General features: G+C 70.9%; 18 protein-coding genes and 4 pseudogenes. 11 read left to right on the forward strand and 11 right to left on the reverse strand.

The window, feature by feature from the left end; translation table 11 throughout:
- From AB0F10_RS09605 to AB0F10_RS09615, 3 genes are all read right to left on the reverse strand, one after another.
- The coding region (locus tag AB0F10_RS09605) for an HAD family hydrolase (RefSeq protein WP_360621897.1) at positions 1 to 677 on the reverse strand (677 nt) is incomplete at its 3' end.
- A complete protein-coding gene (locus AB0F10_RS09610) occupies positions 674 to 1,705 on the reverse strand; it encodes a glycosyltransferase (RefSeq protein ID WP_360621899.1) in 1,032 nt (343 codons plus the stop codon). The genes AB0F10_RS09605 and AB0F10_RS09610, both read right to left, overlap by 4 nt.
- Complete coding sequence (locus AB0F10_RS09615) at positions 1,702 to 3,339, reverse strand: carbamoyltransferase C-terminal domain-containing protein (protein ID WP_360621901.1); 1,638 nt, start codon at positions 3,337 to 3,339, stop codon at positions 1,702 to 1,704. Before AB0F10_RS09615 ends, AB0F10_RS09610 begins: the two co-directional genes overlap by 4 nt.
- A 139-nt stretch (positions 3,340 to 3,478) precedes the next feature.
- Between AB0F10_RS09615 and AB0F10_RS09620 the strand changes: the two genes are divergently transcribed.
- Complete coding sequence (locus AB0F10_RS09620) at positions 3,479 to 4,885, forward strand: aldehyde dehydrogenase family protein (RefSeq protein WP_360621903.1); 1,407 nt, start codon at positions 3,479 to 3,481, stop codon at positions 4,883 to 4,885.
- A 93-nt stretch (positions 4,886 to 4,978) separates the two neighbouring features.
- Here AB0F10_RS09620 and AB0F10_RS09625 read toward each other — a convergent pair.
- A pseudogene (locus AB0F10_RS09625) lies at positions 4,979 to 5,623 on the reverse strand (glycosyltransferase); the annotation flags it as partial.
- Positions 5,624 to 5,774: 151 nt separating this feature from the next.
- Between AB0F10_RS09625 and AB0F10_RS09630 the strand changes: the two are divergent.
- The gene (locus tag AB0F10_RS09630) at positions 5,775 to 7,016 is read left to right on the forward strand and encodes an MFS transporter (protein WP_360621905.1); all 1,242 of its coding nucleotides are present in this window, start codon (positions 5,775 to 5,777) and stop codon (positions 7,014 to 7,016) included.
- Between the two features lie 528 nt (positions 7,017 to 7,544).
- A complete protein-coding gene (locus tag AB0F10_RS09635) occupies positions 7,545 to 8,003 on the forward strand; it encodes a hypothetical protein (RefSeq protein WP_360621907.1) in 459 nt (152 codons plus the stop codon).
- A gap of 98 nt (positions 8,004 to 8,101) precedes the next feature.
- Here the strand turns inward: AB0F10_RS09635 and AB0F10_RS09640 are convergent, their stop codons facing one another.
- Positions 8,102 to 9,220, reverse strand: a complete 1,119-nt coding sequence (locus AB0F10_RS09640; RefSeq protein WP_360621909.1) for a SigB/SigF/SigG family RNA polymerase sigma factor — start codon at positions 9,218 to 9,220, stop codon at positions 8,102 to 8,104.
- 319 nt (positions 9,221 to 9,539) lie between these two features.
- Between AB0F10_RS09640 and AB0F10_RS09645 the strand changes: the two are divergent.
- Positions 9,540 to 9,707: pseudogene (locus AB0F10_RS09645) on the forward strand (glutathione-dependent formaldehyde dehydrogenase); the annotation flags it as partial.
- Between the two features lie 148 nt (positions 9,708 to 9,855).
- Here the strand turns inward: AB0F10_RS09645 and AB0F10_RS09650 are convergent.
- A complete protein-coding gene (locus tag AB0F10_RS09650; RefSeq protein WP_360622007.1) occupies positions 9,856 to 10,038 on the reverse strand; it encodes a hypothetical protein in 183 nt (60 codons plus the stop codon).
- A 72-nt stretch (positions 10,039 to 10,110) separates the two neighbouring features.
- Positions 10,111 to 10,464 (reverse strand): VOC family protein, encoded by a 354-nt coding sequence (locus tag AB0F10_RS09655; RefSeq protein WP_360621911.1) that lies wholly within the window; start codon positions 10,462 to 10,464, stop codon positions 10,111 to 10,113.
- A gap of 115 nt (positions 10,465 to 10,579) precedes the next feature.
- On the opposite strand from AB0F10_RS09655, the gene AB0F10_RS09660 reads away from it, so the two are divergent.
- From AB0F10_RS09660 to AB0F10_RS09685, 6 genes and pseudogenes are all read left to right on the forward strand, one after another.
- On the forward strand, positions 10,580 to 10,927 hold the full coding sequence (locus AB0F10_RS09660) for a hypothetical protein (protein ID WP_360621913.1): 348 nt from the start codon (positions 10,580 to 10,582) through the stop codon (positions 10,925 to 10,927).
- A 74-nt stretch (positions 10,928 to 11,001) separates the two neighbouring features.
- A complete protein-coding gene (locus tag AB0F10_RS09665) occupies positions 11,002 to 11,340 on the forward strand; it encodes a DUF3147 family protein (RefSeq protein ID WP_360622001.1) in 339 nt (112 codons plus the stop codon).
- Positions 11,341 to 11,372: 32 nt separating this feature from the next.
- Positions 11,373 to 11,953: pseudogene (locus tag AB0F10_RS09670) on the forward strand (chemotaxis protein CheB).
- Positions 11,954 to 12,151: 198 nt separating this feature from the next.
- The gene (locus AB0F10_RS09675) at positions 12,152 to 12,310 is read left to right on the forward strand and encodes a hypothetical protein (protein WP_360622003.1); all 159 of its coding nucleotides are present in this window, start codon (positions 12,152 to 12,154) and stop codon (positions 12,308 to 12,310) included.
- The gene (locus tag AB0F10_RS09680; RefSeq protein WP_360622009.1) at positions 12,307 to 12,447 is read left to right on the forward strand and encodes a hypothetical protein; all 141 of its coding nucleotides are present in this window, start codon (positions 12,307 to 12,309) and stop codon (positions 12,445 to 12,447) included. The genes AB0F10_RS09675 and AB0F10_RS09680 overlap by 4 nt, the downstream gene beginning before the upstream one ends.
- Positions 12,448 to 12,508: 61 nt before the next feature.
- A complete protein-coding gene (locus AB0F10_RS09685) occupies positions 12,509 to 13,228 on the forward strand; it encodes an ATPase (protein ID WP_360622005.1) in 720 nt (239 codons plus the stop codon).
- 66 nt (positions 13,229 to 13,294) lie between these two features.
- Here the strand turns inward: AB0F10_RS09685 and AB0F10_RS09690 are convergent.
- From AB0F10_RS09690 to AB0F10_RS09700, 3 genes and pseudogenes are all read right to left on the reverse strand, one after another.
- Positions 13,295 to 13,713: pseudogene (locus AB0F10_RS09690) on the reverse strand (DUF6766 family protein); the annotation flags it as partial.
- Between the two features lie 7 nt (positions 13,714 to 13,720).
- Positions 13,721 to 13,900, reverse strand: a complete 180-nt coding sequence (locus tag AB0F10_RS09695) for a hypothetical protein (protein WP_360621915.1) — start codon at positions 13,898 to 13,900, stop codon at positions 13,721 to 13,723.
- Positions 13,901 to 14,293: 393 nt separating this feature from the next.
- Positions 14,294 to 15,706: an ROK family transcriptional regulator gene (locus AB0F10_RS09700; protein WP_360621917.1), complete on the reverse strand. Its 1,413-nt coding sequence runs from the start codon at positions 15,704 to 15,706 to the stop codon at positions 14,294 to 14,296.
- Positions 15,707 to 15,927: 221 nt separating this feature from the next.
- Here AB0F10_RS09700 and AB0F10_RS09705 point away from each other — a divergent pair, with 221 nt between their 5' ends.
- Positions 15,928 to 17,352: a glycosyl hydrolase gene (locus AB0F10_RS09705; protein ID WP_360621919.1), complete on the forward strand. Its 1,425-nt coding sequence runs from the start codon at positions 15,928 to 15,930 to the stop codon at positions 17,350 to 17,352.
- Positions 17,353 to 17,403: 51 nt separating this feature from the next.
- Here the strand turns inward: AB0F10_RS09705 and AB0F10_RS09710 are convergent, their stop codons facing one another.
- On the reverse strand, positions 17,404 to 19,608 hold the full coding sequence (locus tag AB0F10_RS09710) for an alpha-galactosidase (RefSeq protein WP_360621921.1): 2,205 nt from the start codon (positions 19,606 to 19,608) through the stop codon (positions 17,404 to 17,406).
- Between the last annotated feature and the right edge of the window lie 69 nt (positions 19,609 to 19,677).

The raw sequence follows: 19,677 nt of genomic DNA on the forward strand, positions 1-19,677 counted from the left end.
CGGCCGCGCCGCGCGCAGCGCACCACCACGCGCTCGGCGCAGAGCGCCACCGCCCGGATAGCGGCCCCGGTGACCAGCAGGTCGCGGGCCGAGTCGGAGCGGACCGCCAGCACGGTTCCGGCCCGGCCGGGCCGCGGTGCCGGCACGGCCAGGTCCTGCCGGGCCAGGATGTGGTCGACGGCGGCGCTCAGGTCGCCGGCCACGGCGGGCGCGGCGGCGATCTCGCCGGTGCGGGTCACCGGCGTCGGCACCAGCACGCCGGCGGCGCCGGCCGCCTGGGCGGCGGTCATGTCGCGACCGATGTCGCCCACCACCACACAGCGGTACGCGGGTACGTCCAGCGCGTCGGCCGCGCCGTTGACCAGGCCCGGCGCGGGCTTGCGGCAGCGGCAGCCGGCCGCGTCGTCGTGCGGGCAGATCTGCCAGGTGCCGAACGGCCCGAGCAGCGCCTCGACCCGTCGATTGACGGCGGCGAGCTGAGCGGTGGTGAAGCGACCGCGGGCCAGGCCGGACTGGTTGGTGACCACGCCGAGGCGCAGGCCGGCGGCGCGCAGCCGGTCCAGCGCGGCGCGGGCGCCGGGCATCGCGACGACCCGTCCCGGGTCGCCGTTGTAGGGCACGTCGACGATCAGCGTGCCGTCCCGGTCGAACAGGACGGCGTCGAAGAGGCCGCTCACCGGCGAGCCTCCGCGCTGGTGAGTTCGCGGACGCCGGTGGCCGGTAGCGGACCGGCGGCGCGCCACCTCCACCAGCCTCGCAGCCAGTGGGCCGCGGCCAGCGCCGGGATCACCGCGCTGGTGACGAGCATCGTGGCGACCTCCCGGGGATCACGCGGACCGGGCGCGATCCGGGCGGCGGCGAACTCGGCGGTGCCGGCCGCCCACGCCGTGGCGGCCAGGGCGGCTCCGGCGGTCCAGGCGCGGCGGCGGGTCGTCACGGCGGCGAGTCCGCAGGTCAGGGCGGCCAGGCCGGCGACGGTCACCGCGGCGTGCCGGGTACGGCGGCCGGGCGGGATCTGCAAGGCGGCACGCCAGGCCGAGCCGTAGAGGCGGCGCAGCAGGGCGTCGTCGGCGTTGCCGCGCTGCGTACGCACGCTCACCCAGGGACTCTCCGGGCGTACCGGATGGGTCACCGACCGCTCACCGCGCCGCAAGGTCCAACCGTCCCGGCGTACGCGGTAGGCCAGCTCGGCGTCCTCCCGGAAGGCCCGCGGCAGACGCTCGTCGAAGCCGCCGGCGCGCGCCAGTGCGGCGCGGCGGTAGGCCATGTCGGCGGTGATCCAGGCGCCGCCGGCGAGTCCGGCCGTGACTCTCTCCCAGTCGGTGGGCCGCCGGTCCGGCGGCAGCGGAACGCGCAGGTTGCCCTGCACCCCGCCGACGTGAGCCTCCGCACGGGACAGATCCGCGCCGAGGCGGTCGAGCCAGTCGGGGTCGGGCAGCACGTCGTCGTCGAGGAAGGCGACCCACTCGTGCCGGGCGGCCCGCCAGCCGACGTTGCGGGCGGCCGCGGGACCCGCGGCCCGGCCCTCGGTCACGGTCATCGCGGCGCCGGGCGGGATGGGCAGCGGCGCCGACCGGTCCGGCCGGTCGTCGACCACCACGATCTCCATCGGCAGGGGGCAAGCCTTGCCCCCGGCCAGGGCGGTGAGTAGGGCGGCGAGGCTGGGCCGGCCTAAGGTCGGCACGACGACGGAGACGCCGCTCACCGGCCGCCCCCGAAGGCGGTCGCCCGGTGTACCGCGAACGGGCCGAGAGCGAGCAGGTCGACCGGCGCCGACCCGAACAGCTCCATCGCCTCGCGCGGCGTGTCGACCATCGGACGACCGGCCGTGTTCAACGAGGTGTTGACCACCACCGGCAGGCCGGTGAGCCGTTCGAACTCCGCCAGCAGCGCGGCGACCGCCGGCTCGGTCTCGGCGTGCACGGTCTGCACCCGGGCGGTGCCGTCCACATGGGTGACCGCCGGGATACGGTCCTTCCACTCCGTCTTCACCCGATGCACGAAAAGCATGTAGGGACTCGGGTAGACGCCGTCGAAGATCTCGGCGAAGCGTTCGGCGCGGACCATCGGGGCGATCGGACGGAACTGCTCGCGGCCCTTCACGTCGTTCATCCGGGTCTGTGTGTGCCGGTCGCCGGGGTGTGCGAGCAGCGAACGGTGGCCGAGAGCACGCGGGCCGTACTCGCTGCGTCCCTGGTACCAGGCGACGATGCCATTGCCGGCCAGGACCCGCGCGGCCTCGGCGGCGATCGACTCCGGCCGGGTGTAGGGCAGGGCGGCCCGGCGCAGCTCGGCCTCGAGCTCGCCGTCGCTCCAGCCCCGGCCGAGGGCCGCCGTGGTGAACGGCTCGACCCGGTCTTCGCAGATCGCGAGGGCCGCGCCGAGCGCGGTGCCGGAGTCGCCGGCCGCTGGCTGCACCCACACCCGGTCGAACGGGCCCTCGGCGGCGATCCGGGCGTTCGCCACGCAGTTGAGCGCGGTGCCGCCGGCCATGGTCAACGTCTTCGGGCCGCCCGCCGCGTCGTACGTCCAGCGGGCCAGGTCGAGCATGACCTCCTCGAGCCGGACCTGGACGCTGGCCGCCAGGTCGGCATGCGCGTCGGTCAACTGCCCGTCCGAGGCCCGCGCCTTGGCCAGGGCGTCCCAGTCGACGCGCTCTACGGTGAAGCCGCCGTCGCCGGTCGTCCTGACCAGATCGCGCAGCAGGCCGAGGAACCGTGGCGTGCCGTACGAGGCGAGCGCCATCACCTTGTACTCATCGCTGGAGTGCAGAAAGCCGAGGTGCCGGGTCAGGTCCTCGTAGAGCAGGCCGAGCGAGTGCGGCAGTTCCTGACTTCTCAGCACCTCCAGCCGCCCGTCGCGGTAGACGCCGCCGAGGTGGCTGGCGACCTCGCCGCGCCCGTCGAGTACCAGAACCGCGTTGTCCTCCGGCACTGAGAGGCCGGCCGACGCGGCATGCGCGACGTGATGCGGCACAAAACGGACCTGGTCCGGATCGAGGCCGGGCAGTGCCGCGGCGAGGAACTGCGGCGCCCGCCGGGCGTAGTCGAGGCGCAGATGGTCCGAGGGATCGTCGAGCCCGAGGGTGGCCGCGTCCCGGCCGAGGCCCGGGTCGAAGGAGTAGGCGACCGCGTCGAGGTCGCCGGGTCGCAGGCCGGCCTCGTGCAGGCACCAGGCGGCGGCCAGGTCGGGCAACTCCCAGGCGGCGAACGGGACCGGCCGCTTGCCGTGCTTGCGCCGGCTGAACCGCTCCTCTTCCGCGGCCGCGACCACCTGACCGTCGACGATCAGCGCCGCGGCCGGATCGTGGAAGATCGCATTGATTCCGAGGACTCGCATGCGGCGCCGTGTACCCCGTGATCTCGGGACTATTCGCTTGATCGTCGACTTCTCCGTGACAAACTTCGAGTTCTCAAGCTGCACTGATATTGATCGAATGTCAGGTTTGGAGTGTTCGCCAGAGGGCAACCGCCCGGCCATGGACGAGGTACGACAGCTCATTGCCGGCGCCTGGGGACCGGGCGGCGCCGGGCATCACCTGACCGTCTTCGACCCGGCCACCGGCGAACCGGTGACCCGCGTGGCGGTCAGCTCCCGCGACGACATATCGGCGGCTGTCGCGGCCGCTCGGACGGCGGCGCCCGGATGGGCCGCCACCGCCGCCGGCGCCCGCACCGCCGCCCTGCACGCCGCCGCCACCGCGGTCGGGGCGGCCACCGGCGAGCTCGCCGCGACCATGTCGGCCGAGATGGGCAAGCCGGTCGGCGCCGCCGCCGAGTCGATAGCGGCCGGGGTGAGCACATTGCGCCAATACGCCGAGCTCGGCTCTACCCACCGCGGCCGCGCGCTGGCCGGCGACGACCCGGCGATCGATCTGATGACCCACGTGCCGCGCGGCGTGGTCGCGGTGATCACGCCCTGGAACGATCCGGTGGCGGTCTCCTGCGGGCTGCTCGGCGCCGCGCTGGTCACCGGCAACACGGTCGTGTACAAGCCGAGCGAGCGGACCCCGGCCACGGGGTGGCGGCTGGCCGAGCTGCTCGCCCCGCACTTTCCGGATGGCGTGTTGGGCCTGGTCAACGGCGACGGGCCGGTCGGCGCCGTGCTCGCCGCCGCCCCGGTCGACGTGGTCGCCCACGTCGGCTCGACCGCAACCGGCCGGTCGATCGCCGCCGCATGCGCCCGCACCGGCGCCAAGGCGCTGCTGGAGAACGGCGGCAGCGATCCGCTGATCGTGGACGCGGACGTGGATCCGGCCTGGGCGGCGGCGCAGGCCGCGGTCGGTGCGTTCGCCAACTCGGGCCAGATCTGCGTCGCCGTCGAACGCATCTACGCACACCGTGACATCGTCGGGCCTTTCCTCGACGCGCTGGCCGCCGAAGCGGACAGATGGGCCGGTCATCTCGGCCCGCTGGTCGACCGGCGGCTCCGCGACGCCGTCGACGATCAGGTGCAGCGGGCGGTCAAGGACGGCGCCCGGGCGCTCCGCGGCGGTGCGGTGCCGCCGGGACCGGGCGCCTTCTATCCGCCGACCGTGCTGGCCGACTGTACCGATGAGATGGCCGTCATGCGGGACGAGACGTTCGGACCGGTGGCGCCGGTCGCCACCGTGGAGTCCTTCGACGAGGCGCTGCGCCGGGCCGCCGACTCCCCGTACGGGCTGGCGGCCACTGTGCTGACCGGCTCGATGAGCCACGCCCAGCGGGCGTGGCGGACCCTTCCCACCGGCACCGTCAAGATCAACGCGGTGTTCGGTGGGGCGCCCGGCGGTGCCGCGCATCCCCGGGGCGGCAGCGGGCAGGGCTTCGGGTACGGCCCGGAGCTGCTGGACGAGATGACCGCGACCAAGGTCGTCCACCTGGAGGCGCCGCCGGCCGGCTGGTGAAACCGCCGGCTCGCGGACCTGACCCGCGAGCCGGATCAGGCCGGATTCGACGGCCGCGGGACGGACGTCCCGGCCGGCCGGGTGCGTCAGGTGCCGCACCACCAGCTCCGGCACGTACGACAGCTCCCGGCCCGTCGCGGCCAAATCCATCGCGAGCAACGCCTCCTCGCCGTACATGAAGAGCCGGGGATTGAATCCGCCCACCGACAGGAAGACGTCGCGCCGCACCACCACCGCGCAGGCCAGGAAGCCGAGAACCGCCGGGCCGGCGGCGCCGCGCGGTGTACCCAGCGACGCCGCCGCCATCTTTGCCGACACCGGGTCGAGGCGTTGTTCCCCGCCGACCAGGACGCGGGCGGCGAGCAGGCCGGCCCGCGGGTGCGCCCGCATCAGCTCGGCCGCCCGGGCCAGCGACCCCGGGGTCCAGTACGAGTCGTCATCGACGAAGGCGACGTACGGGGTCCGGGCCCGCCGTACACCCACATTGCGGGCGGCGGCTCCCTGATTCGTGGCCAGACGCACCAAGTCGACCGATGGAAGATCGGCGATCCTGTCGGAGGCGTTGTCGACCAGGACGACCGGCGCGCGGTGGTACGGGACGGACTCGACCAAGCGCTCCCACCGGTTGCGGGTGGCGACCACCACCGTGATCTCATCGGTCTCGATCGGCATCGCCCAGCTTGGGTGGGGCGCCGGGCGACTCGACGGCGTGGCATCTCCTCCCGGCTCGATCACCATGGTGGCCGGTTACCCACCGTCGCTTGAGCCAATCCACCCGCGGTTGCGATCCGGTTGTACGTGCTCCAACGGCCGAAGCACCCCGGCAGCGCTTCCCGATAGGGCGTACGCGCCGAGAGACGGCGTTCGTCGCACCTGGGGGATCGCCGTCTTGGCTCCGATACTCGCGCCGCTTCGCGAACGCAACTTCCGGCTCTGGGCCGTGGCCGACCTGGTGTCGACGAGCGGCACCTGGATGCAGGTGCTCGGGCTGAACTGGGTCGTCCTGTCGATGACCGGGTCGGCCGCGACGATGGGCTTCACGGTGATGGCGCAGGCGCTGCCGGTGCTCGTCCTCGGCGGCTGGGGTGGCGCCCTGGCCGACCGGCTGCCGGCCCGGCCGCTGCTGATCGCCTGCCACGTGGCCCGGGCGTTGCTGGCGCTGTCGCTGGTGTTCGACACCGGCCGGCTGTGGCCGATTTACGCGGTGGCGCTGGCCTCCGGCGTGATCAGCGCCGTCGAGGGCCCGACTCTGGGCCGCTTCGGCTCCGCGCTGGTGCCGGGCGAGGTGCTCGGGTCGGCGCTGGCGCTCGGTTCGGTGCTCAGCTCAGCCGGGCGGATCGGCGGCATGGCGCTGGGCGGCGTCCTGGTCGGTTTCACCGGTCCCGCCCCGCTCTTCGCGATCAACGCGGCGTCGTACCTGGCGGTGATCGGGGCGCTCGTCGTCATCCGTTCCGGCTCGATGCGACCGCTGGCCGTGGCCCCGGAATCCGACCGAGGAGTGCGTGCGGGCCTGCGCTACGTGCTCAGCCAGCCGGTGGTCCTGATCGTGCTGGCGTTGTCGCTCGTGCTCGGTTCGCTCGGCCGCAACTATCAGGTGACTATGGCGGCCATGACCGCCGGGCCGCTGCACGGCGGCTCCGGTTCCTACGGCGTGCTCTCGACGGTCTTCGCCGTCGGAGCGGTGGTCGGCGGCCTGCTGCTGGCCGGCAGCGGCCGGGCCACCCTGCCCGTGCTGGTCGGCACCGGCCTGACGATCAGTGTCCTGCAGCTCTGCTCCGGCCTCGCCCCGAACGTCATCGGCTTCGCGGCGCTGATCCTGCCGATCGCGGCGGGCGCGGTCGTCCTCGACACGGTCGTCTCGACCCGGGTGCAGCTGGACACCCGCGAGGAGATGCGGGGCCGGGTCCTGGCCGCGCTCGGCGTGACCTCCTCGCTTTCCGGCATCGTGGGCGCCCCGCTCATCGGCTGGCTCTGCGACACCATCGGCCCCCGGGGCGCGCTGGTGCTGGCCGGCGTCATCACCACGGCAGCCGCCGCCGCGGGCGGGATGGCCCTGGCCCGGATCGCCGGCTCAAAGACACGCTCCGCCGTGCCCGTCCTCGGCCGCACCCTCGCCGAGCAGGCGATCTGATCACGAAAGACCGCAGCCGGTAGGGGTCGGCGCATCGGGCAAGGCGCCGAGCGCCATCGCGTCGCCCACGGCCTCACGGTGTGTCCGGCCGCCGGCGCCGGCGCGGCGTTCGGCGCACGAAAGCCGATGGTTCTATCGCGGTCTGATGGGTACGCCGGCGTCATGCCGGCGTCTACCGCGACGCCGACTGGTGCTCGATGGACGTGGCGGGGGAGGGGGCGGCCGGCCAGCTGACTGAGGTCTTCCGCGGCACCGACGCGGTGGTCGGGGTGTACTCGGCCGGGCCCAAGGACGCCTTCGTGACCGAGGCCTACCCGCGGGGCGGCGTGCGGCGGTCGTCGTACAGCCGGCACAAGGCGCTGGTCGAGCGGACGCTCGACGAGGTCGAGTCGGATCATCCGATCTGCGGGTGGTGCGGGTCCGGCCCGGCCCGGCCCGATCTTCCAACGGGCGGCCGGCACCGAGATCGCGCGGTACTTCGCCGGGCCGCTGCTGCCCGTCCGACTCCTGCGATATCAGCGCATCCCGGTGATCCCGGCCCATCCGAGGCTGCGGATGCAGGCGGTGCACGCCGACGACGTGGCGGACGCGTACGCCCGGGTCCTGCGGTTCGATGTCCGGGGCGCTTTCAACATAGCTGCCGGGCCGGTGCTCGATGCGCGGGTGGCGGCGGAGGTCTTCCACGGCGTACGCGTGCCGGTGCCCGGGCCCGCCCTGGCCGGCGCCGCCGCACTCAGCTGGTGGTTGCGTCTGCAGCCGATCGATCCCGGCTGGATCCACCTGGCGCTGAAGGCGCCGCTGATGTGGTGTGCGCGGGCGGCCGAGGAACTCGGCTGGCAGCCCCGGCGGGACGCCGTGTCGACGTTGCGTGAGCTGGTCGAGAGTACCGCCGCCCCGGGGCCGCCGCTGTCCGGCGACCCGGATCGGCCGGGGCGCCCGGGCGGGGTGACGCACGGGCGGTTGCCCGGCACCGGCGCTCCCTGCTGAGCGGCCCGGCGCGGTCGCCGCCGCGGCGTTCACGGTCACCCGTATCCAGGCGGCCGGCCGGCGGTGAAGCGTGCTGCGCGGGCTTACCCGGATCGGGGTCAGTCGCCGGTCAGGGTGGCGAGGCCGCAGAGTTCTAGGGTCTGGCGGACGTGCGGTCCGGCGCCGGTAAGGGTCAGATCGATGCCGGCGACGGAGGCGGCGGACGCCGCATCCGCCAGAGTGGTGACACCGGCGGCGTCGATGAGGGCGACGCCGGCGAGGCCGACGACCATTCGGTCCGTTCCCGCGGTCGCGACGGCGTGGCGCAGGCAGTCGCGCAGGCGCGGTGCGCTGTCACGGTCGATTTCACCCTGGACCCGTACGGTCAGGGTGCGGTCGGCGTGCTTCATGGAAAGGTGGAGCTCGTGGGTGTCGGTGGTGTTCCACAGCGGCGGCTCGTCGGTGAGCATCGCCTGACGCAGCCAGGACAGGGCGCGGTTGAGTAGCCGGGAGACGTGCATCTGCGAGATGCCCAGCTCGGCGGCGATCTCGGTCTGGGTCTGGTTGCCGTAGAAGCGCATTGCCAGCATTCGGCGTTCCCGGTCGGGTAGTCGCATCAGCAGTCGGGCGACGGTCACCTTGTCGTCGACCATTTCCAGGTCGGTGTCGCCGACTCCGAGCCGGTCAGCGAGGGTATGGGCGGTTGTGTCGTGGTCGGCGATCGGTGACGCGTCCAGCGAGACCAGGGAATATCCGCCGCCCGCGATCAGGGTTTCGGTGATCTCGTTTTCGGTGACTCCGACGTGGGCGGCGAGTTCGGCCAGGGTCGGTGCCCGGTGGAGTTCGCCGGTCAGCTGGGTCCTGGCGTGCCGTACCTCCAGGAGTAGTTCGCGGATCGGTCGCGGCACGTGTACCGCCCACGTCGTGTCTCGGAAGTGGCGCTTGAGTTCGCCGGAGATGGTGCTGACGGCGTACGCGGTGAATGAGCCGCGTTCGGGGTCGTACCGGTCGACGGCTTTGACCAGGCCGAGCCGGGCGACCTGCTCGAGGTCATCGAGGGGTTCCCCGCGGTCGCGGAGCCGGCCGGCGAGGCGGCGGGCGAGCGGCAGGCATTCTCGGGTGAAGCGTTCCCGTTCCTGCGTGGCGTTGGTGGCTGAGGTGGCCGTCGCCCGGCTCGCGTAGGCGACCGCGGCGGCGTCCAGGTCTTCCAGTTCCCGGGAACTGCGTGGCGCTGACATGGGCTGTCCCTCCCTGAGACTGCCAACCATCACGGCATCTGGGTGGTACGTCCTCGAACGAAGTTACTGCCCGAGCGGTCACCGCGGGAAACACATCGAGGAACTACGTCGGATCGGACAATTCCGGTAATCGCTCCATGGTCGGGACTGCTCGTCGTCGCCCGGCTACGTAGGGAAGAGCCCGGTAAAGGGACGAGACAACTACTACTCGCCGCCGCATGTACGGGCCGCTGGCGGGTATGCAGGCGGGACCTGCTGGATGTGCCGGCGCGGCTACTTCGCCCAGTGCGAGACGACCCAGGTCACGGCCCAGGGCACGGGCGCCGCCCTGTTCGGCTACACCAAGCTGTACGGCCAGGTGCCGGGCGGGCAGGCCGAGTATCCGCGGGTGCCGCAGGCCCAGCTCGGGCCCATCAAGGTGCCGGACGGGCATCCGGACGGGCGCTACCTGTTCCTGTCCGACGTGCTGACCACCTCCTGGCAGGCGGCCAGGAGCCTGACGGGTTCCGGGCCGGTCCTCCGGCCCGGAAACGATCACTTCGAGGGCGGCGCGCCCGGCTCGGCCATGCGGCGGTGCGGGCGCGAGGCCCGGCCCACAGCGGCACTCACGTCGTCTGTGCCTGATCCGCTGGGCCCTACGGGGGGCCCTCGCTATCGAGGCCGGCGCCGTAACGGCTCGGGCTCTCCTGCTCCCCGTCGTCGGCGTCTTCGACGACGAACTGGTCGTGCTCTTCGGCGAAGTCGCCGGCCTTCTCATCGGGATCGCCGAGCGGCTCGAGGCCGCCCCCCGAGGTAGGTTCATGCTCGGAAGTACGCATGTCACGGACATTTCCCGCACCGGGCACACCCAAACACCTCGCCGCTGCCGCGGACGATCGTGATCCGCCGCCTCAACCGCGATGCAGTACGCAGAACTCGTTGCCCTCGGGGTCGGCCAGAACAGTGAAACCCTCATCACCCTGCTGCCCGACGTCGGCGCGCGTAGCGCCCAGCGCCAGCAGCCGCGTCACCTCCGCCTCGACGTCCCCGTCGGCGGCGACCAGATCGGGGTGATCACGGTTCTTGCCGACCTTCGGCGCGTCGGTGGGCTGCAGCCAGACGCTGAGCCCGCCGTCCGCCGGCCATAGATGGGCGTCACCGTCGTCACCCTGCTCGACGCGATAGCCGAGCGCCGCCGACCAGAATGCGGCCATGCGATCGACATCCTTCACGTCCAAGGTCCATTGCGCGAATCGAGCCACCATGCCCTCGAAGATGACCGCCCGTTGGCCGGCCAAACCCCGGCCAGCCCGGCAATGTGTGGTTTGACCTTGCTCATTTCGGGAATTCCGCCGTTCACTCAACGAGTCGGGGTGATCTATGGGCGAGACCGTGGCCGAGGTGGCTCTCAAGGCGCTGGCGGGTGGGCTGCTCGTCCTCACGTTCGCGGCGTTGTCGAAGGGCCTCAGGCCGGAGCGGTTCGCCGGAGTGTTCTCGGCGGCGCCGTCGGTGGCACTCGGCAGTCTCGCCGTGACGCTCCTGTTCGCCGGCACTGGAGACCTGGCTGCGATCGGCTCCGGGATGGCGGTCGGCGCGGCCGGGTTCGTCGGCTATTGCCTTGCGACGCCGCCGTTGGTACGTCGTTTGGGAGCGTGGAAGGGTTCCGCCGCAGCGCTCCTGGTCTGGACGGCGGTTTCAGCCGCGGGCTACTGGACCTTGCTGTCATGAGCCATACCGAGGCGGCACGGTAGCCACAGGCCCGGCTCGACGGGATCTCCGGTACTCCGGCCCGGGAGTGGCTCATCCGGTTCGTCTTCGGTGCGGGAGTATCCGCATTGGCCGGTGTGGTGTCCGAGGTCTGGGGGCCGAAGGCCGGCGGCCTGTTCCTCGCCTTTCCCGCTATCCTGCTGGCCAGCCTCACCCTGGTCGCTAAGGACGAAGGGCCCGCCAAGGCCCGCGAGGAGGCCCGCGGCGCCGTTCTGGGCGCCGCCGGCCTGATCGGTTTCGCGGTCGTGGTCGCCGTCACGGCCGGGCGTTGGCCGGTGTGGGTCACCCTGGTCATCGCGACGCTGGCCTGGGCTGCGATCTCCGGCACAGCCTATTTGCTCACCGCGCTCATGCATCGGGCCCGGCGAGACTGACTGGCGACTCGAGCCACGCCGGAACCACGCCGATGGCGGCAGGCGGCGCTGGGCCGTCGGCACATCTCAGGACAGGTGCTTCGGCGGGTGGTGTGGAGGCGTTGCGGGCGCTGGTCGGTGGTCTGCCGCCGGATTATCCGGGTGCGATGTTGGTGGTTTTGCATCCGCCGAGGGACGCGCCGAGCGCCTTGGCGGCGATTTGGATCGTAGTGGGCCGTTGCCGGCGGCTACGGCGATCGATGGTGAGCCGTTGCGGGCGGGGCGGGTTTTCGTCGCGCGTAATGATCATCATTTGTTGGTTCTCGATGGTCATGTGCGGTTGACTCGGGGGCCGGCGGAGAATCGTCATCGGCCTGCGGTGGATCCGTTGTTTCGTTCGGTGGCGCGGGCGTTCGGTCGGGGTGGTGTTGTCGGGTCGCGTGATGGTCGGGCGGCTGGTCTGTCGAGCATTGTTGCTCGTGGCGGTCGGGATGTGGTGCAGGATCCGGCTGATGCGTTGTATCCGTGGATGCCGCGGGCGGCGCTGGCGTCGGCACCGACGGAGTATGTCGCGCCTGCTGCCAAGCTGGGCGACCTGATCGCAGGGACTCACCGCCATGGATGTTCCGGATGATCCGTCACCGGCCCAGGACCCGCTGTGGGAGGCGGAGGTCGCGATGTCGGAGTTGGGTTCGTTGACCTCTGATGAGTTGGGGGGTGCCGCCGGCTGGTTACGGTTGTCCGTCGTGTGGTGGTGCGTTGTTCCAGATCTCTCGATCAGGCGAATGCGTTCCTTGAGACGGTCCTGACCAGCCTGCAGGCCGCCGTGGCGGTGGTCGATCGGGAACTGCGGGTCGAGATGTGGAACCGTCGGGCCGAGGACCTGTGGGGTTTACGCGCCGCTGAGGTCAGGTCAGCACTTCCTGAACCTCGACATCGGCCTACCCTTGGAAAAGGTACGACCATTGCGCCGCGCCGCGCTCGGTGGTGACCCCCGGCGAGACCGCGGTCGACGCGGTCAACCGGCCGGTGACCGTCCGGGTCGCCTGTGTACCACTGACCAAACACAACACCAACGGTGGCGGCGGCGCGGACGGCGCCATCATCGTGATGGAAACGGACCAGTAAAAGCCGGTGGTGGTTTGGTGCGGCACCGCAGGGGTAGCCGTTCGTCACAGGAGGTCGCGACATGGCAGTCGAATGCTTGGTGACGGCCCATGCGGACGGCCTGACCGCCACGTTGACCGGAGAACTGAGACTGACCGACGCGGCGACGGTCCGGATCCGCTTGTTCAAATGTCTCGCCGAACAGCCGGACGCACTGTTTGTCGACCTTGCCGGTCTGTCGGTCGATAAACCGATCGCTCTGGCCGTCTTCTCGGCGGTCAGCCGCCAGGCGGCCCGCTGGCCGGGCATTCCGGTGCTGTTCTGCGCGCCCACCGACCCGGTCCGAAGCATGTTCCTCGGTGGCGCCTACCGCCGGCTCACGCTTCAGCGCACCGTCGGGTCGGCCCGCGAACAGATCCGCGCCGGCGGGCAGAACCTCCCCTCGATCATCGACGATCTGCTTCCGATCCCCGGTGCGGCCCGCCAGGCCCGCCACGTCGCCACCGACGCCTGCCTGCGCTGGGACCTGCCTGGCCTGGTCGGGTCGGCCTGCGTGATCGCCAGCGAACTGGTCACCAACGTCGTGGACCACGTCGGCACGGTGGCGACGTTGCGGGTCTCGCTTCTGCCCCGGTTCGTGACGATCGCCGTGAAGGACGGCTCGGTCGTCGAACCGCGGCGTCGCCGCCCCGACCTGTCCGGCGGTCGTGGCCTGCTGCTGGTCGAGGCCATGGCCCACAGCTGGGGCTGGCTCCCGGTCGACGGCGGAAAGGTGGTGTGGGCTTCCATAGATCGGGGTTAGTCGCTGGTCAGGGAGCTGCCGCTCGTTGTAGGCCGCGACGCCCGCCACGGACTGGGCGAACCAGGCGAGCAGGAAGATCGTTCCCATGACGATGCCGAGGGAGTTGGAGTAGACGCCGAGTCGCCAGCCGGACGCCTTCGCCCAGGCGGGGGAGTCGTCCCGGGCGTAGGGCCCGACGTGCTGTTGCTCGTCGGACTCGCCGCCGGTCTGGTCCAGCGGCTTCGACTCCGGTGACCCCTTCTGCACCAGCCACACCGTCAGCATGATGAACAGGAAAACTGCAGGTACTCGGACTGCCAGTTCTCGGCGACGTCGACGGCGAAGCTGGCCGAGGTCAGATATCGGCCCAGCGAGACCGGCGGCAGCCCGTCGGTGACCTGCTGGGCGTTGAAGTCGGCGTGCCCGCTGAACGCCTGACCGACCAGGACCACCAGAAACAGCAGCCCGAAGACCAGGCCGAGGGAATGGTCGCGCAACCATCGCATCACCACATCACCGCTGCAACGCGCCGAGAACGAGGAAGTACGCCAGGCCCGCCGCGATGACCACCAGGCAGAGCACGAACAGGGTGCGCATGGTCAGGTCGAACGGACCGCCTGGAATCGTGGGATCGACATGCCCGCGGCCGGTGCCCCCAGCCGACCCGGTCGCCCCGCTGCTGGCCGAGTTCACCGTCGCGGACGCTGTCCTCAGTGTCGGCGTACACAAGTGTGTGACGGGCAGGTGCTCTGCGGTGGGTCCGTAAGACCCTGGCGGCAGTGCATGAGGTGCCTGTCGGACTTCAGGCGACTGACGCCATGAGGTACGAGCCGCATGAGCTGCACGAATAGCAGCGATGGCTCCACGACGCGCCCACCGATGTGCCGGCCGGGTTTCTCACCGCCGTCCGTGCCCACCTGCCCGACATCGCTCAGACCAGGAGGATCCTCGACCTGGACCGGGCGGAGATCCGGGATCGGCTGACCCCGTGTTCACACACCGCGACGTCAAGCCCGACAACATCCGGAATGGACGCGCTGGCTCCGGGCCGCCGCTGACGGCTGAGCCGACCCCGGTCCGAGTTTGTCAGCGGGCCAGGATCCGGTGCTGCAGGGCGATGACGGCTGCGCCGCGAGCCCACTCGCTGAACGTGAACGGCTTGATCACCACGTCGACGGGCGTCGAGGTCCAGTGGGTGTGGGCGGCTAGCGCCGCATCGAACGCGCCGGCGCAGACGTCGTACATCGTCACCGCCTCGCCTGAAAGCACCACCAGCTCCACGCCGGTGATGTTGGCGACGGTGGCAACCACCTGACCGAGGGCGCTGCCGGCGTCCTCGAAGATCCGACGGGCCACCGGCTCGCCGTCGGCGGCCAGCGCCATGCAGGTCTCGAAGGTCAGGTCCGGCCGGTCGAGGGTCGCCGCGACAGCGCGGCGAATCGCCGCCGAGCTGGCGTACGCCCGGGCGCAACCGCGATGGCCCATCTCGCACAGCGGTCCGTTGTCGTGGATCGACATGTGGCCCACGAGGCCGGTGCCTCGCCCGGCCCCGCGCACGAGGCGGTCGCCGATCACCAGGCCGCAACCGAGACCGGCGCCGACGGTGACGAGCGCGAACGAGCTGTGCCCCACCCCCGCACCGAACCACTGCTGGGCGGCGGTCAGCGCGCGTACGTCGTTCTCCACCACCGCGGGCACGCCGGTGGCCGCCGTGACGAGGTCGGCCAGGGGAACGTTGCGCCAGCCCAGAAACGGAGAGTTGGGCACGACCGGGTTTTCCCCGGAGGCGGTGCCTGCCAGGCTGATGCCCACCGCTGCCGGCGCGACTCCCGATCCGGTGAGGTCACGCACGGCATCGCCGATGCCGGCCACGACGTCCTCGACATCGTGGCTGATCAGGGGGCGGCGCAGTTCGCGTTGTATCTCGGCGCGGAGGTCGGTGCGGACCGCGAAAAGCTCCTCTTCGGTGAGCTTGACGCCGATCAACGCCCCACGGCCCGGATCAACCGCCAGCGGCTGAGAGGGACGACCCATGGCGCCGCGATCGTCGAGCGGCTGATGGACCAGGTAGCCGGTTCCCAGCAACGGCTTGGTCAGCTTCGTCAGGGCGGACGGCGACAGGTCGAGCCGGCGGGCCGTTTCGGCCCGCGACAGCGGCCCGTGCACCAGCAGCTCCACGAACACCGATCGCATGCCCTCGGTCAGATGCGCCTCGGACAACACGCGGACATCCTGAACGCCTTTGTTGACGCTGTCAAGCAAGGGATGGGTGAAACGCCAGGTCAGCGGGGCTGCGGAGCTAGGTCGGTTCACGGTGGACGTGATGTCCGCCGACGCAGAGAAAGCCGACCCCGCCCCGTGCGGGTCGAGGCCGTGCCCACGGATGACGGCTGCCTGCTGCGGGTGACCGCCACCTCGTTGGCCCGCGATGTCTTTGCGCTGCTGACGTGGTCTATCCGGCGGCCATCGTGGACGACGGCATGATGACGAAGACCGCATTGTTGCTCTTGTGAACTATCCGACTAGTGAAATGAGGCGCCAAAGCTTTTGGCGGGGCGTTTGGCTCGGAACTTTGTTGACTGGATGTAGATATTAGGGATACGGTACCGATCGATGATGAGCGATGTCTCGGTCGGTGCCAGAACGAGTACGCACGCCGGAGCCGGACATCCCCGGGCACCCCCCTTCCCGCATGGTGTTTCCCTCGACAGGAGGACCTCGTGTCTTCGTTCCTTTCCCATCCCCGTCGCTGGTGGCGTCGTCGGGCGGTGCTGGCCGCTCCGGTCGCCGCGGCCCTCGTCACCGGTGTCCTCGTGGCCGTGCCGGCGTCCGCGGCGGTCGGCAGTCCGCTGGTCGGTGCCGCCTCCGGCCGGTGTCTGGACGTGCTCGGCGGCAGTAACACCCAGGGCGCCGCGGTCGGCATCTACGACTGCCAGGGCAGCCAGAACCAGGGCTGGGTGTTCACCGGCGCCGGTGAGCTGCGCACGTTCAACGAGACCGCGTGCCTGGATGCCCCCGTCAATGCCGCTGCCGGTGCCGCTCTGGTGATCTGGCCGTGCAACGGTGGGCAGAACCAGAAGTTCCGGCAGCACACCGACGGCAGCATCGTTGCCGCGCAGACCGGCCTGTGTCTCGACGTGAACCAGGGAGCCACGGCCAACGAGACACGGGTCATCCTGTGGGCCTGCAACGGCCAGGCCAATCAGCGCTGGTCCAGCACCGGCACGCCGACCATCCCGCCGCCGGGTAACGGCACGTGCGATGTGGCGCCGGTAGATCCGCAGGCCAGCCGACAGGCCCGTAACCTGCTTTGCTACCTGTACAGCCAGTACGGCAACCACATCCTGTCCGGGCAGCGGGAGACCAACGGCCGCGAGGACGAGTTCAATCACATCCGCACGACCACGGGCAAGTACCCGGCGATCCGTGGACTGGACATGTGTGACCGTCCTGGCGCGATCAGCCGGGCCGCCGCCTGGTGGAATGCGGGTGGCATACCGCTGATCGGCTGGCACGTCGGGGCTCCCGGCACCGGCCGTACCTGTGACTACGCCGGGAGTACCTCCATCAACGCGGTTCTCACCCCCGGCACGAACGAGAACCGGGCCTACCTGGCCGAGCTCGACGCCGCCGCGGGTCAGCTGGCGCAGCTGCAGTCTCAGGGCGTCGCCGTTCTGTGGGCGCCGTATCACGAGGCCGGCGGCACCTGGTTCTGGTGGAGCACGGAGGGCGGTAGTCAGTACCAGCGCCTGTGGCGCTACCAGTTCGACTACTTCACCAAGACCAAGGGCGTCCACAATCTGGTGTGGCTGCACCCGTACAACGGAAGCCCGCAGTCGTCCTTCTACCCGGGCAAGCAGTACGTCGATGTCGGCGGTGCGGACACCTACGTCTCCGATCACGGCCCGCTGACCTCGCTGTACAACTCCACCCGGGCCATCGTGGGCGGCACGGTCCCGATCGCCCTGCACGAGAACGGCGCCATTCCGGACCCCGACCAGCTGCAGTCCAGCGGCGCCCGCTGGGTCACCTTCAACACCTGGAACGGTGACTGGCTCTACGGCAAGAACGACGCCGCCTTCCTGCGGAAGGTATACACCCACAACTACGTCGTCACCCGCGACGAAGTGCCGAGCCTCCGGTAGGACAGTGGGCCGCGGGCAACGCGCCCGCGGCCCCGCCCGCCCGCTCGACGACTACGTGCGGTCCTCGGACTCGGTGACTCGGATCAGGACGACGCGGTCGGGATAGAGCACCGGCAGGCGTAACCCGGCAGTCTCCAGGGCGCGACCCGACAGGCGTACGCCGGCCGGGGACCACCAGGGGAGTGCCACCCCCCATTCGGCGGCGTTGCCGTCGATGATGTCGCCCGGCGGCTGCGGGCGTACCCGGTAGGTTCTCGCCGGGTCCAGCCCGGGCAGAGTGACACGTCCGGGTGGGTAGCTCGCGCTGGTGGCGATCGCGGTGATCGCGTACAGGGCCTGTGAGCCGTCCTGGGCCACGACCCCGGTCAGCTCGTAGGCCGGGTCGCTGATGTCTCCGTGGACCAGGACACCGGTGTGGAGCAGGCCTCGTACCAGCTTGTACAGGATCACCCACTGCCGCAGCCGGTCGAGTTCGTCCTCGCCGGCCCGGGTGAGGTCCCACTCGATGCCGAGGTGGCCGAAGATGGCGGTCCCGGCGCGCATGTCCAGCGGAAGGTCCCGCTTGGTCGTGTGGGATCGCGGGGCGCCGATGTGGGAACCGATCAGCTCGAGCGGAATCAGCAGGCTGGTCCAGCGCTGGATCATCACGCGTTCATGGGCGTCGATACAGTCCGACGCCCAGACGCGGTCGGTGCGGGCCAGCACCTCGAGGTCGACGCGCCCGCCGCCGGAGGAGCACGACTCGATCTCCAGTACCGGGTGGCGGACGCGAAGTTCGTCGAGGAGCCGGTACACCGCCAGCGTCTGGTCATGGACCCCGGCGCGGCCGGTGCCCGGATGCCCGGCGTCGACCAGGTCGCGGTTGTGGTCCCACTTCAGATACCCGATCGCATGCTCGCTCAGCAGCGCGTCCAACCGCTCCAGCAGGTACGCGTAGGCATCGGGATTGCCCAGATCGAGCACCTGCTGGGAGCGCGCGGTGGGGGACACCCGGGTATCGGCCGCCATGATCCAGTCCGGATGGGCCCGAGCCAGGTCGGAATCGGGGTTGACCATCTCCGGTTCGACCCACAACCCGAACTCCATCCCAAGGCCGTTGACCACTGTGATGAGCGGCTCCAGCCCGTGCGGCCACGCCTCGGCCGACACCGTCCAATCGCCGAGTCCGCTGGTGTCGTCGCGCCGAGAGCCGAACCAGCCGTCGTCGAGCACGAAGCGTTCGGCGCCGACCGACGCGGCGGCCCGGGCGAGGGCGGTCAGCCGGTCCAGATCGTGATCGAAGTAGACGGCTTCCCAGGTGTTGACCACCACCGGCCGCATGGAGCGCGGGTGCTGCGGACGCGAACGCAGGAACCGGTGGAAGCGGCCGGACAGCTCGTCCAAGCCCTCTCCGTACGAGGCGTACAGCCAGGGGGTCGAATAGGTCTCGCCCGCGGCGAGGCCGATCTCGCCCGGAAGCAGCAACTCGCCGCCGCCCAGCGACGAGCGGCCGTGGAAGGTGCGCTCGGCCAGCGTCCGGGTTCCGCCGGAGAAGGCCGTGTGGATGCCCCACACCTGGCCGTGCCGGTTGCCGAAGCCCGGCGTGCCCGCACACAGCAGGTAGGCGGTGTCGTAGCCGGTACGCCCGGTGCGGTTCTCCCGCACTCGCAGACCATGGGTGAACGCGGTGCGCTGGGGCGATCGTTCGCGCAGATGGTGGCCGGTGAAGTCGAGCAGCTCGGTGGTGTCCTCCGGGACCGGCAGGAAGAGGTTCAGGTCGTTCACCCAGTAGACGTCGTCACCGGCGTTGCTCAGGCGGGCACGTGACCGCAGCACGCCACTGGCGTGCAGCTCAACCTCGATCATCAGTTCCAGCTCGGCGATCTCGTCGCGAGCCGTGGTGATGACTGCCTCCGTCTCGTCGCGCCGCTCCCGGCGCACCCCGGTGACGGTGAAGGCCGGCGACCACGCGCGGCCCTGGCGGTGGCCGGACAACCCGGGCGTGCCCAGCCAACCCGACGACTGCTCCGGCACCATCGATACGTGGACCGGGGTGTCCACCGAGAAACCGATCGGTTGTGGTGCTGCTGCCGTCGCCAGATCGAGCAGGTCCGGTTGGGAGATCTCACCCAGTGCGGCGCCCCAGTGCACGATCGCCGGGAGTCTGGCGCCCCGCAGGTCGAGCACCAGGCTGACGCCGCCGGCGCTGAGATGGATCAGGCAGGCATCATCTGCCGGGCTGCCGTCGGTCGACGCATGTCCTGCCGGGATGGTCACGGAATGATGGTCCTTTCGATGGGCCGGGTGCTGATCGCCGGTCGGTCCGGTTGCTGGATAGCGCAACCG

This window comes from Actinoplanes sp. NPDC026623 (assembly GCF_040638275.1).
GTDB lineage: Bacteria > Actinomycetota > Actinomycetes > Mycobacteriales > Micromonosporaceae > Actinoplanes.

Excerpts from the sequence above, each read along its gene's own strand:
- AB0F10_RS09615 (WP_360621901.1), bottom strand. The coding sequence starts at position 3,339 with ATGCGAGTCCTCGGAATCAATGCGATCTTCCACGATCCGGCCGCGGCG.
- AB0F10_RS09620 (WP_360621903.1), top strand. The coding sequence starts at position 3,479 with ATGGACGAGGTACGACAGCTCATTGCCGGCGCCTGGGGACCGGGCGGC.
- AB0F10_RS09640 (WP_360621909.1), bottom strand. The coding sequence starts at position 9,220 with ATGTCAGCGCCACGCAGTTCCCGGGAACTGGAAGACCTGGACGCCGCC.
- AB0F10_RS09650 (WP_360622007.1), bottom strand. The coding sequence starts at position 10,038 with ATGCGTACTTCCGAGCATGAACCTACCTCGGGGGGCGGCCTCGAGCCG.
- AB0F10_RS09655 (WP_360621911.1), bottom strand. The coding sequence starts at position 10,464 with ATGGTGGCTCGATTCGCGCAATGGACCTTGGACGTGAAGGATGTCGAT.
- AB0F10_RS09660 (WP_360621913.1), top strand. The coding sequence starts at position 10,580 with ATGGGCGAGACCGTGGCCGAGGTGGCTCTCAAGGCGCTGGCGGGTGGG.
- AB0F10_RS09685 (WP_360622005.1), top strand. The coding sequence starts at position 12,509 with ATGGCAGTCGAATGCTTGGTGACGGCCCATGCGGACGGCCTGACCGCC.
- AB0F10_RS09700 (WP_360621917.1), bottom strand. The coding sequence starts at position 15,706 with ATGCGGTCTTCGTCATCATGCCGTCGTCCACGATGGCCGCCGGATAGA.